General features: G+C 65.3%; 11 protein-coding genes and 1 tRNA gene. 5 read left to right on the forward strand and 7 right to left on the reverse strand.

Annotation, left to right across the window (positions count from 1 at the left end; all coding sequences use genetic code 11):
• Window positions 1-7 precede the first annotated feature (7 nt).
• Window positions 8-2,704 carry a nitrate reductase gene (locus BA190_RS04740; protein ID WP_082979456.1) on the forward strand — a complete coding sequence of 899 codons (2,697 nt, stop codon included), beginning with the start codon at window positions 8-10 and terminating at the stop codon, window positions 2,702-2,704.
• Window positions 2,705-2,820: 116 nt separating this feature from the next.
• On the opposite strand, the gene BA190_RS04745 is transcribed toward BA190_RS04740, so the two are convergent.
• Together BA190_RS04745 and BA190_RS04750 are read right to left on the reverse strand one after the other, a co-directional pair.
• Window positions 2,821-4,512 carry a GMC family oxidoreductase gene (locus BA190_RS04745; RefSeq protein WP_068283363.1) on the reverse strand — a complete coding sequence of 564 codons (1,692 nt, stop codon included), beginning with the start codon at window positions 4,510-4,512 and terminating at the stop codon, window positions 2,821-2,823.
• A 237-nt stretch (window positions 4,513-4,749) separates the two neighbouring features.
• Window positions 4,750-5,388, reverse strand: a complete 639-nt coding sequence (locus tag BA190_RS04750) for a tetratricopeptide repeat protein (RefSeq protein WP_068283366.1) — start codon at window positions 5,386-5,388, stop codon at window positions 4,750-4,752.
• Between the two features lie 381 nt (window positions 5,389-5,769).
• Between BA190_RS04750 and BA190_RS04755 the strand changes: the two genes are divergently transcribed.
• The 3 genes from BA190_RS04755 to BA190_RS04765 all read left to right on the forward strand — a co-directional run bounded on the left by BA190_RS04755 (window position 5,770) and on the right by BA190_RS04765 (window position 7,585).
• Window positions 5,770-6,429, forward strand: a complete 660-nt coding sequence (locus BA190_RS04755) for a 50S ribosomal protein L21 (protein ID WP_068283368.1) — start codon at window positions 5,770-5,772, stop codon at window positions 6,427-6,429.
• Between the two features lie 120 nt (window positions 6,430-6,549).
• Window positions 6,550-6,819: a 50S ribosomal protein L27 gene (rpmA, locus tag BA190_RS04760; protein WP_068283371.1), complete on the forward strand. Its 270-nt coding sequence runs from the start codon at window positions 6,550-6,552 to the stop codon at window positions 6,817-6,819.
• Between the two features lie 130 nt (window positions 6,820-6,949).
• Entirely contained in the window at window positions 6,950-7,585 is a 636-nt protein-coding gene (locus BA190_RS04765) for a GNAT family N-acetyltransferase (RefSeq protein WP_082979457.1), read from the forward strand.
• Here BA190_RS04765 and BA190_RS04770 read toward each other — a convergent pair.
• The 4 genes from BA190_RS04770 to rpmB form a co-directional block, all read right to left on the reverse strand.
• On the reverse strand, window positions 7,521-8,198 hold the full coding sequence (locus tag BA190_RS04770) for a FecR domain-containing protein (RefSeq protein WP_068283373.1): 678 nt from the start codon (window positions 8,196-8,198) through the stop codon (window positions 7,521-7,523). The genes BA190_RS04765 and BA190_RS04770 overlap by 65 nt on opposite strands.
• Before the next feature lie 277 nt (window positions 8,199-8,475).
• Window positions 8,476-8,751: a hypothetical protein gene (locus tag BA190_RS04775; protein WP_068283375.1), complete on the reverse strand. Its 276-nt coding sequence runs from the start codon at window positions 8,749-8,751 to the stop codon at window positions 8,476-8,478.
• A 335-nt stretch (window positions 8,752-9,086) separates the two neighbouring features.
• Window positions 9,087-10,085 (reverse strand): TerC family protein, encoded by a 999-nt coding sequence (locus BA190_RS04780; protein ID WP_068283883.1) that lies wholly within the window; start codon window positions 10,083-10,085, stop codon window positions 9,087-9,089.
• A gap of 249 nt (window positions 10,086-10,334) precedes the next feature.
• Window positions 10,335-10,625 carry a 50S ribosomal protein L28 gene (gene rpmB, locus BA190_RS04785; protein ID WP_068283377.1) on the reverse strand — a complete coding sequence of 97 codons (291 nt, stop codon included), beginning with the start codon at window positions 10,623-10,625 and terminating at the stop codon, window positions 10,335-10,337.
• Window positions 10,626-10,950: 325 nt separating this feature from the next.
• Here rpmB and BA190_RS04790 point away from each other — a divergent pair.
• Window positions 10,951-11,026, forward strand: a tRNA-Thr gene (locus BA190_RS04790).
• A 43-nt stretch (window positions 11,027-11,069) separates the two neighbouring features.
• Here BA190_RS04790 and BA190_RS04795 read toward each other — a convergent pair.
• Window positions 11,070-11,612: a hypothetical protein gene (locus BA190_RS04795; protein ID WP_068283380.1), complete on the reverse strand. Its 543-nt coding sequence runs from the start codon at window positions 11,610-11,612 to the stop codon at window positions 11,070-11,072.
• Window positions 11,613-11,668 lie beyond the last annotated feature (56 nt).

Below are 11,668 nucleotides of genomic sequence, written 5' to 3' on the forward strand. Positions count from 1 at the left end.
CCCAGCCATGAACGTCTCCATGCCCGCCCCCGATCCTGCGACGATCACGCCCGCCCCGACACCCGTGCGCACCACCTGCGCCTATTGCGGCGTCGGCTGCGGTGTCGTCGCCACCGCCGACGGCAAGGGCGGTGCCGCCATTGCCGGAGATGCCGCCCATCCCGCCAACCAGGGCCGTCTCTGCGTCAAGGGCGCGGCGCTCGGCGAGACGCTGGCCACCGGCCATCGCCTCGTCCATCCCACCATCCACGGCGTGCGCACCACCTGGAACCGCGCCCTCGATGCCGTGGCCAAGGGATTCAGGGACACGATCGAGCGCCATGGCCCCGATGCGGTGGCGCTCTATCTCTCCGGCCAGCTGCTGACCGAGGACTATTACGTCGCCAACAAGCTGATGAAGGGCTTCATCGGTTCGGCCAATGTCGACACCAATTCCCGCCTGTGCATGGCCTCCACCGTCGCCGGCCATCGCCGCGCCTTCGGCGCCGACATCGTGCCGGGCTGCTACGAGGATCTCGACGAGGCCGATCTCGTGGTGCTGACCGGTTCCAACACGGCCTGGTGCCATCCCGTGCTCTGGCAGCGCATCGAGCAGGCCCGCAACAGGCGCGGCACCCGCATCGTGGTGATCGACCCTCGCCGCACGGTGACCGCCGACAGCGCCGACCTGCATCTTGCCGTGGCGCCGGGCATGGACGCCGTTCTCTTCGCTCGCCTGCTGGTCGAAATCGCCGAAAGAGGCGCCGTCGACGCAGACTATGTCTCCAGCCACACCGACGGGTTCGAAGCCGCCCTGGCCAATGCCCACGAGATCGCTCCCAGCCGCGCCGATGCCGCCGCCCGCTGCGGCCTCAGCGAGCAGGCCCTCGCCGCCTTCCTCGACTTGTGGATCGAGACCCCGCGTGTGGTCACCTGCTTCAGCCAGGGCATCAACCAGTCGGCCCAGGGGACGGACAAGGTCAACGCCATCCTCAACGCCCATCTCGCCGCCGGCCGCATCGGCAGGCCCGGCTGCGGCCCCTTCTCACTCACCGGCCAGCCCAATGCCATGGGCGGGCGGGAGGTGGGGGGGCTCGCCAACCAGCTCGCCGCCCATATGGGCTTTTCGCCGGACGAGGTGGATCGCGTCGGCCGCTTCTGGCAGGCCCCCCGCATGGCCGAAAAGGAAGGCCGCAAGGCAGTCTCGATGTTCGAGGCGATCGAGCGCGGCGAGATCCGCGCGCTCTGGGTGCTCTGCACCAATCCCGCCGCCAGCCTGCCGCGCGCCGACGCCATGCGCTCAGCCCTGCGCCAGCTCGATTTCCTCGCCGTTTCCGAGGTCAGCGCCCATGTCGACGGCCTCACCGATGCCGCGACTGTGGTTCTGCCCTCGGCTGCCTGGGGCGAGAAGAACGGCACCGTCACCAATTCCGAGCGGCGCATTTCGCGCCAGCGGCCCTTCCTGGCGCCTCCCGGCGAGGCGCAGCCCGACTGGTGGCAGATCTGCGAGGTCGCCAGAAGGCTTGGCCATGCCCAGGCCTTCGATTTTGCTTCGCCTGCGGCGATCTTTCGGGAGCATGCCGCGCTGTCGGCTTTCGAGAATGACGGCGCGCGCCTATTTGACATCGGCGGCCTCGCCGACCTCAGCGACGAAGCCTATGATACGCTCGAACCCGTGCAATGGCCGCTGCCATCGGGCCAAGACGCCGGCACGCAGCGCCTGTTCGCCGAAGGCGGCTTCGTCCATGCCGATGGCCGCGCCCGCCTCGTCCCGCTGGCACCGCCGGCACTGGCCGCTGAGCCCACCGCCGAACATCCGCTCCTGCTCAACACCGGCCGGGTGCGCGACCACTGGCACACCATGACCCGCACCGGGCTCAGCCCGCGCCTGGCCCAGCACCGCAACGCCCCCTTCGTGGAAGTGCATCCCGCCGACGCCGAGCGCTTCGGCCTCAAGGACGGTGCCTTTGCCGCCGTGAGCGCCGGCGAGGGCCAGGTCGAGCTGCGCGTGGTGGTCACCGACAGCCAGCAGGCCGGCTCGATCTTCGCGCCGATCCACTGGACCGATGCCAATGCCGCCCGCGCCCGCGTGGGCTCGCTCGTCCATGCCCGCACCGATCCCGTTTCCGGTCAGCCCGATTCGAAGACGGTGCCGGCTTCGATCCGGCCCTGGGCGATACAGGCGGAAGGCTTCATCGCCTCGCGCCGCCGCCTGCCCCTGCCGGCCTGGCTCAGCCACGCCCGCATGACAGTCGCGGATGGCGAGATCGTGCATTTCGCCAGCCCGCGCGCGCCGGGAGCGTTGCATGATCTCCTCTCGAACTGGCTCAATCTGTGGACGAGCCCGCTGCATCAGCGCAATCCCGTCGCCGATCTCTACCGCTCGGCCTCGATCGTGGACCATCGCCTCGAGATCCTGCTTTCCACCGCCCCGCGCCGGGACGAGGACGGCGCAGCCTGGGCCAGGGATCTGCTGGCCCGGGAACGGATCGACGCCGCCACCCGCCGTTTCATCCTCGCCGGGCGGGCACCCGATCCAGGCCTGCGCCCGAGCCGCCAGGTCTGCGCCTGCTTCGGCATCGACCAGGCCCGCATCGAGGCGGCGGCACGCAGTGGCGTCGACAGCGTCGAGGCGATCGGCGCGGCCTTGAAGGCCGGCACGAATTGCGGGTCCTGCCGACCTGAAATCCGTAAGATCCTGGAAGGCTGCCGTCAGCCGGCTTGAGGAGGCGGACGAGACGTCCGCGATCCCAGCCGTGACGGTTCGGCCGCAAACCATGAGGGGCTCGCACAGGAAGCAGCGCGGCTGGGACCGCGGACATCCTGTCCGCCCTGTCTTGTTCACTCGCCCCGGGCGATCCAGCGAGCCGCCTTTTCGGCGATCATCAAGGTCGGCGAATTGGTGTTGCCGCTGGTGATCGCCGGCATCACGCCGGCATCGACCACGCGCAGGCCATCGACGCCGCGTAGGCGCAGATGGCTGTCGACCACGGCATCGGGATCATCGGCCCGGCCCATCCGGGTGGTACCGACCGGGTGGAAGATCGTGCTGGCGATATCGCCGGCCAGGCGCGCCAATTCCTCGTCGCTCTGGAATTCGACGCCCGGCTTCCATTCCACCGGCTTGTAGGGGGCCAGCGCCTTCTGGCTCACGATGTTGCGGACATGGCGCAGGCTGTCGGCGGCGACCTTGCGGTCCTCCTCCGTCGAGAGATAGCTGGGCGCGATGGCCGGCGCCTCGCCTGCCCGGTTGGAGCGGATGCGCACGCTGCCCCGGCTGGTTGGATTGAGATTGCACACGCTTGCCGTGAAGGCCGGGAAATCATGCAGCGGCTCGCCGAAGGCGTTCAGGCTGAGGGGCTGCACGTGATATTGCAGATTGGCGTGGGTACGGCCGGGGTCGGAGCGGCTGAAGGCGCCGAGCTGGGAGGGTGCCATGCTCATCGGCCCGCTGCGGCGGAGCATGTATTCGAGGCCGATGCCCATCTTGCCGGTCAGGCTGCTCGCCAGCGTGTTGAGCGTGCGGGCCCCTTCGATCTTGAACACGGCCCGGATCTGCAGATGGTCCTGCAGGTTCTCGCCGACGCCTGGCAGATCATGCACGACTTCAATGCCGTGAGATTGCAGAAGGCCGGCCGGGCCGATACCGGAAAGCTGCAGGATCTGGGGCGAGCCGACCGCGCCGGCCGAGAGGATGACCTCGCGCTTGGCCTGGATTTCGACGAGCTCGCCGCCACGCCTCAGCACCACGCCGGTGCAGCGCTGCCGCCCATCGTCGCCGAGCGCAAAGGTCAGGCGCTCGACCTCAGCCTGTGTCCACACGGTGAGATTGGGACGTGCGCGCGCCGGCCGCAGGAAAGCCTTGGAAGTGTTCCAGCGCCAGCCGGCCTTCTGGTTGACCTCGAAATAGCCGACGCCCTCATTGTCGCCACTGTTGAAATCCTCGGTGCGCGGCACGCCGGCCTGCACCGCCGCTTCGGCGAAGGCATCGAGGATATCCCAGCGCAGGCGCTGCTTTTCGATGCGCCATTCGCCGCCATGGCCGTGCATGTCGGAAAAGCGGCTGTTATCGCCGGTGGCGGGATCGGCACCGCCATCGAGGCGATGGTGATTCTCGTGGGCCTTGAAGTCGGGCAGGCTGTTCGCCCAGCTCCAGGCCTCGTCGCCAGTCGTTGCCGCCCAGCCGTCATAGTCGCGGGCCTGGCCGCGCATATAGATCATGCCGTTGATGGAGGAGCAGCCGCCCAGGGTCTTGCCGCGCGGATAGCGCAGCGAACGCCCGTTCAGGCCGGGCTCGGCCTCGGTCTGGTAGAGCCAGTCGGTGCGCGGATTGCCGATGCAATAGAGATAGCCGACCGGGATATGGATCCAGGGGTAGTTGTCCGGCCGCCCCGCTTCCAGCAACAGCACCTGCCGGCTGGGATTGCTGGAGAGCCTGTTGGCCAGAAGGCACCCGGCCGAGCCGGCTCCCACCACGATGAAGTCGAAAGGACCCGCCAAGGAGCTGGCCTGCTCAGCCTTGCCGCGCGACATGCTTCCACCCTCGATATTTCAGCCACCAGTCATAGCCGGGCTTGCCGCTGCTCTCCAAACGGAAATGAAGGGAGCCGGCGCGGTGCAGGCGGCGAGTCAGGAGGGAGTGAAGCCCCGCCGGCTACCGCGACGAAAACCGGCAGGGCCACACCCGCACAAACCCCTTCGAGGGGAAAGGGGTCTGCACACTTTGCTTGTTGATCATGCCGGAGGCTATTTCCGGCGGAACAGCAGCGATCAGATGCCTTTCTCGATCGCCTCGTTCAGGTCCTGATATTCTTCGCAGCCGGTACCGCAGAGCGTCTTGATGGTGTCGAGCTGCTGTTTGGCCAGATCGAGCCGGCCCTTGATCACATAGGCCTCGCCCAGATATTCGCGGACCTGTGCGTATTGGGGATCGGCCGCCACCGATTTCAGATAATAGCCGATGCCCTCGTCGGTCCGGCCGAGCTTGCGCGTGGCATAGCCGCGATAGTTGAGAGCCTTGGCGGTATTCGGATCCTTGAGCAGATCCAGGACCTGCAGCGATTCGTCATAGCGGTCGGCCTTGGCGAGTACCCAGGCATAGTTGGCCATGTCGTCGTCGGGCAGGGCCTCGGATTTCAGCTTCAGGCAAGCTTTCTTGCGGGTGCTCCAGACCTGCCCGCGCGGACAGGTGGTCATGTCGGTGATCGGCTTGCCGTTGGTGACTCCGCCTCCACCGCTGGAGCCATTGCCGCCTCCCCCACCGCCGGCGCCGCCACCGGAACCACCCCCACCGGAACTGCCACCACCGCCGCCGCCGCCCGCGGCGAGGGCCGCACCCGCGGTCAACATGAAGGCTGCCGAAAGAACGGTGACCGCCAGGCGGCGCGTCGAGGATCGGATAAAGGACATGGTGTCTCTCCCTTGCATGGATGCCGGGAAAACACATGGAGCGGGATATTATTCGTCGGCGGGCTGTACTAGGTCGCCGGCCGGCTCGGCATTTCCGGGCAATCCGCTGACCAACCCCGCCGGCGCCGGCCGCTCTTCCAGGAAAATGCACCTTGCTTTCCTTGACTCTACGGCTCACGCCTGTATAAGCCACGCCAGCGCGCGGCCTTTGGGCCGCGTGCCTTTTTTCGTGGCCGTTCATTCTCGCAAGGAAGGACGGCAAATATCAACGACTGGAAAAGCCGGCCGCTGCGGGGACTTTGCTCAGGCAAGGACCCGATCCGTTTCGTTTCCCTTCAGGGAGGCAAGGCGGGCGAAAGCCGGGTCCGAACGAGGAAAAACATGTTCGCGGTCATCAAGACGGGCGGTAAGCAATACCGCGTCAATCAGAACGACGTTCTCCGGGTCGAGAAGCTCGACGCCAAGGTTGGAGAAGTCATCGTATTCCCCGAAATCCTGGCCGTTGGCGGTGACGCCGGCCTGACTTTCGGTACCCCCACGGTTGCCGGTGCTTCGGTTGCCGCCGAGGTGGTCGAGCATGATCGTGATGACAAGGTCATCGCTTTCAAGAAGCGCCGCCGGCAGAATTCGAAGCGCAAGCGCGGCCATCGCCAGCACCAGACCGTGGTGCGGATCGCCGAGATCCTCACGGGCGGCGCCAAGCCTTCCAAGGCTGCTGCTAAGCCCGCCAAGGTTGCCAAGGACGAGGCTCCCGTCGCTGCCGCCGCCGTTCCGGCTGGCGATCTCGACGCCTCCAACCTCTCGCTGATCTCGGGCGTCGGCCCGACCATCGAGAAGAAGCTGCGCGCCGCTGGCATCAGCAGCTGGAACGACATCGCCGCCTGGACCGATGCCGACATCGCCAAGTGGGACGAAGAGCTCTCGCTGCGCGGCCGCGCCACCCGCGAAGAGTGGGTCGAGCAGGCCAAGGAGCTTCTCGCCGGCAAGCCGCCGCGTGCGAAGGTCGATCAGGCCGAGCAGGCTTCCGGCAAGGACCTCTGAGCCGGTTTCGGAGGGACGGGGTCGACAACAGCCCGGCTTTCGGGCATTGTCGCCCCCAATTGATGGATTTCACCGCCGTGTCACAGCACCGGCGTAGACAGAATTCGAGGAGTTATCGCCATGGCTCACAAAAAAGCAGGCGGTTCGTCGCGCAACGGTCGTGATTCGGCCGGTCGTCGCTTGGGCGTGAAGAAGTTCGGTTCGGAAGCCGTCGTCGCTGGCAACATCATCGTGCGCCAGCGCGGCACGAAATGGCATCCGGGCGTCAATGTCGGCATGGGCAAGGATCATACCCTTTTTGCACTTACCGACGGCCGAGTGGACTTCCGCACCCGAGCCAACGGCCGAATTTACGTCAACGTCGCCACGACCAAAGTAGCAGCAGAATAATCCCGGCGGGTCAGAAGCTCCGCCGGCTCCACTGGACCGGCGGACCTGAAAAGACCCCAATTGGGACTCCAGGTTGACGCAGGGGCGGTGGAGAAATCCTTCCGCCCCTTCTTCTTGCCAGGAGCCCATCATGCCCCCTTACAAGTCTCTCCCGGCCACGACCATTGCCTCGATCGAGATCGAGACGCTGCGCCTCGTGCTGCGCAAGCCGCATCAGGGCGACGTGCCGAGCATGGCGCGCCTCGCCAATGATTCGGCCGTAGCGCTGATGACGGGGCGCTTGCCCTTCCCCTATGGCGAGACCGACGCCGAAACCTTCGTGCGATACCAGGACGAGGCTCGCAAGGCGGGCAAGGAACTCGCCTTCGCGATCGAATGCCGCGACAGCGGTGCCTTCCTAGGCTGCATCGGCTTGCGCTTTCCCAAGCGCGAGAGCGCGGAGATCGGCTATTGGCTGGGCAAGCCCCATTGGGGCCAGGGACTGGCGACGGAAGCGGCGCGGGCCCTGATCGACCATGGCTTTTCGACCCTGCCGATCGCCTCGATCACCGGCGAATGCCGGGTGATCAACGAAGCCTCGCGCCGGGTGATGGAAAAGTGCGGGCTGCGCTATGTCAATTCCGGCCTGCAGCATGCGCCGGCCCGCGGCGGTGCTCTGCCGATCGATCGCTTCAGTCTGGCCCGCCCCGACTGGGCGAGCTTCAAGGCTTGGGTGCCGGCCGTGGTCCGCGAGGCACCGCCGCCGCTGGCGGAGCTGACTCCATAGAGGCCCCGCCGATCACGGATGCTTCCGCCTGGGCGATGCGCAGCGTATTCCAGCTCGTCGGCTCGGACGGCGCCTGCCTGGCATTGACCAGGTTGGTGCCGAGGCCATTGGTGAGGGTCACCTGACCGCCCTTGGTGGCGACGGTGACCACGCCATGCTCGACGAAGACGCCGAAGACGCCTTCACTGGGGCCGGCGAAAAACTTCGTGCCGCGGGCGGCGATCAGGCCGAACGGCGTGGTGACGTTGAGCGGGCCGGAAGGCTGGTTGTCGGGCCGGTCGAACAGCATGGCGCCGCGCTCCAGCACCAGGTCGCCCCCTCGGTCCACCAGGAATTTGTCGATGCGCACCCGCGTGCGCTCACCCAGCGACAGCCGGGTGGCGTCGCCGAGTCGCGCCGCCAGCCGGGCGCCCTCCCCCGTTGCCAGCATGTCGTCGATGAAAACCGGCTCGCCGACTTGCAGGGCGCGTTTCTCGCCCCTGAGCTGCCCCGTGGTCTGCCCCGTGACAGCCAGAACGGTGCCGGCCTCGACGATCTGCATTGCCGAGGCGATACCCGGCCGCAGCCCGGCAAGAGCCAGGCCGGCAAGCACGGTACGGCGGTGAATCAACATGATGACGCTTCCTTGTCCCTATCCGTCCTGGGGCGGAAAGCCACGAAACACAATCCTTGTCCGAATGCCATAGGCCAAGGATTCCGTCTGGGCCGTGACAAGTGGCACGTGGCCAGCACCGGATCCAATCCAAATCGAACCCAACGCCGCAGAAAACCTCTAGAGCATTTTGCAATTCGGCAGAAGCGCCCAGAATCGCAAATATGCATCGAACCCGGTTTCGAGATCGGGTTCGATGCTATGGGGCAAAGCCGTTTTTGGTCCAAATGCGCTTCGTTTAGTAGCCGCTGCGCTCGCAGACGCGCTGGCGCCGCTTGACGTAGCGCCCGTAATAGTCGTCATACACCCGCACGACGCGATAGTAGCAGCGGGGACGATATTGCCGGCGATAGCCGCCACCATAGTCGTCATCGTCATAGCCGCCGCTGTTGTATCCGCCGCCACCATATCCCCCACCGCCATATTGGGCGGAGGCCGGCAGCGGCGCCAGGGCGGCCGCGCCCAGAACGGCGCCCAGCAGCAGATAACGAAGCTTCAGGCCGGAAATCGTCATCGCAGTTCTCCTCGCTCGAACACGATTCCGAAAAGCAGGGCCCGGCAAGCCGTGCGGGCAGGCTTTCGGATGATGATTGCTCAAAAGCGCTGCCTGTCGGGAGGAGAACCCGCACGAAACCATTCCGGCCACGCCGCTTGGCATGGCCTCTGCCTTGTTTTCCCCCCGGACGGGAACGGATCGCAGGATCCGTCCCGGCGACGCTGACCGGCCCCATTGCTCCGCAAAGAGCAGACGAACCCGATCAAGCCATCATCACGCCGTCACTCTAGCCCGTCTGTTCCCGCTGAAACAGCTCAACTTTTGCGGGAGTTGCCCTTTCTTCTCTACCGTCGTCAGGAGGAAACGCTCGAGCTGTCCTGGCCCCGCGTCTTCCAGAGCGAGAAGACGATGCCGCCGACGATGATCGCAACGGTCACGATCAGGGCAAGCGCCGGATCGACCTTGCCGATGAGATGGCCCCAATAGATCTTGCCGCCGATGAAGACGAGGACGAGGGCCAGCGCATATTTGAGGTAGTGGAAGCGATCGATCATCGCCGCCAGAGCGAAATAGAGCGCCCTCAGGCCGAGAATGGCCATGATATTGGCAGTGTAGACGATGAAGGTATCGGTGGTGATGGCCAGGATGGCCGGCACCGAGTCCACGGCGAAGACGATGTCGGCGACGTTGATGACGATCAGAGCCAGCAGCAGCGGCGTGGCATGCAGCAGGTTCCGGCCCGTGGCGCGGTCCGGCTGGCGCACCACGAAGCGGCTGCCATGTAATTCATCGCTGATGCGCATATGGCGGCGCAGGAAGCGCACCAGCCAGTTTTCCTTGAACTCGGCATGGTCGTCCGAGGCTACCAGCATGCGCAGGCCCGTCAGGATCAGGAAGGCCGCGAAGATATAGAGCACCCAGCCATAGCTCTGCACGATGCTGGCGCCGGCCGCGATCATGATGCCGCGCAGCACCACGGCGGCCAGGATACCCCAGACCAGGGCGCGATACTGATAGGCCGGCGGCACGGCGAAGTAGCGGAAGATCAGCGCGATGACGAAGACATTGTCGATCGACAGCGACTTCTCGATGAAATAGCCGGTGAAATAGTCGAGCGCCGGACTGGTGCCGTCGGGGCGGGTATCCATGCCCCACCAGATGGCACCACCGAAAGCCATGGCGATGGCGATATAGACGGCCGACAATTTGAAACTGTCGGCGACACTGAGCACCTTGTCGTCGCGATTGAGCACGCCGAGGTCGAAGGCGAGCAGCAATGCCACGAAGGCGAGGAAGGCCAGCCACATCCAGGTCGGCTGGCCGGCAAAATCGGAATACAGGAAATCGAGCATCATGCCGGACCCTTTTGCTTCGAGAACATCGAAGCCGGCTCCGACATCGCGTCATGCAGGGCATGCGCCAGAGGGGCCCGGTAACCGGCGCTCTCAAATCGCCGAAACGGGCATATCCCGTCAAGGGGCGGTCACATTAAGCTTTGCTCATCTGGAGCAGGACGGGCTGTAGTCGTCCCGTGCGCACCCGGCAATGAAAAAGGCCGGAGCGCAAGGCCCCGGCCCGAAAAGTCAGTTATGCGACCAGCCTTAGTGGGCAGTCGTCATTTTCTTTTCGATTTCGCGCTTCAGGCGCAGGGCCGGCGCGGTAAGCTCGTGGCTGGAAGCCTTGATCAGCCAAGCGTCGAGGCCACCATTGTGCTCGACGGTACGCAGGCCGGCCGCCGAGACGCGCAGGCGCACGGAGCGGCCGAGCACGTCGGAGATCAGCGTGACATTGTGCAGGTTCGGCAGGAACTTGCGCTTGGTCTTGACGTTCGAATGGCTCACCTTGTGGCCGGTCTGAACGCCCTTCTCGGTCAACGAGCAACGGCGGGACATCTTGTCTATCCTTCTCGATTCGGAACGGCGCCGCTGCAGCGGGGCCAGGGCAGATCCGGAAGAACCTGCCGGTGTTAAGAGGGTCCGGCAATCCTGCATGGCTTGCGCCGGCAGAATCGCTTGGGCAAAAAGAAAACCGCCACCCCAGAATGGGGGCGGAACCTCCCGCCAAAATTTGTGTGGGTTGCTATAGTCGGGAGCTTGTGCCGCGTCAAGAGTTTGACTCTAAACTTGGGACGCATGCGCGAGAGGGCTTGCCTTCCGCTGTGCTTGCCTGTATCAGGGCGGCGCATCCGCAAGGATCGCCTTCTGAAAGACCGTTGGCGCCGCTTTAGCTCAGCCGGTAGAGCACATCATTCGTAATGATGGGGTCGCGTGTTCGAGTCACGCAAGCGGCACCACTCTCAGCCTTATATCGACCGTTCGCGTTGTCAGGGCTGACATTCAATTCCACATTTCAGGATAAAAGGCCGGGCAGACGCAATGCCGGCTGGTGCGCGGCGGATCGATCAGGCGACCCGCCAGCGGTGCGAGCAGCGTCTCGACCTGCTCTGCTGAACGAATGGTCGCTTCCCTGACCTCGTAGGGCGCATCGGGGTCGCTCAGGCTGATTTCCAACCGATTCGCCCGCGCATGGACATAGACGGGCTGCCCAGCCAGTTGGATATGGCCAGGCTGGCGGATGCCCTTGGTTCCGGGCACGATGGAAGCAAAGCCCTGATAGGCCTCGGCCGTGTAGGCAACGCCCGGCCCCGGTTGGGGAGAGCCGGGCGCAACGGCGTCCAGCACAATCCCCAAGCCAGCGCAGACATCCACCAGGCCAACCTCCGCCTGCAGCGCGATCGCCAGCAGCAGTTCGTCTCCGTCATTGGCATGGCCGCCGACAGCACGGCAGAAGCGGAAATAACGCAGCCTTCGCGCCCATTGCGCGATCTCCTGCCGGTCATGGCGCTCGAACAGATAGCGGTTCCAACGATCGTCGCTCATGCGCGTGCAGGTCCCTTGCCAGAATCCTCGGCACAGCTTCTCGACGGTGCTCCTTC

Origin of the sequence: Labrys sp. WJW (genome assembly GCF_001676615.1) — a bacterium.
Taxonomy (GTDB): Bacteria; Pseudomonadota; Alphaproteobacteria; order Rhizobiales; family Labraceae; genus Labrys; species Labrys sedimenti.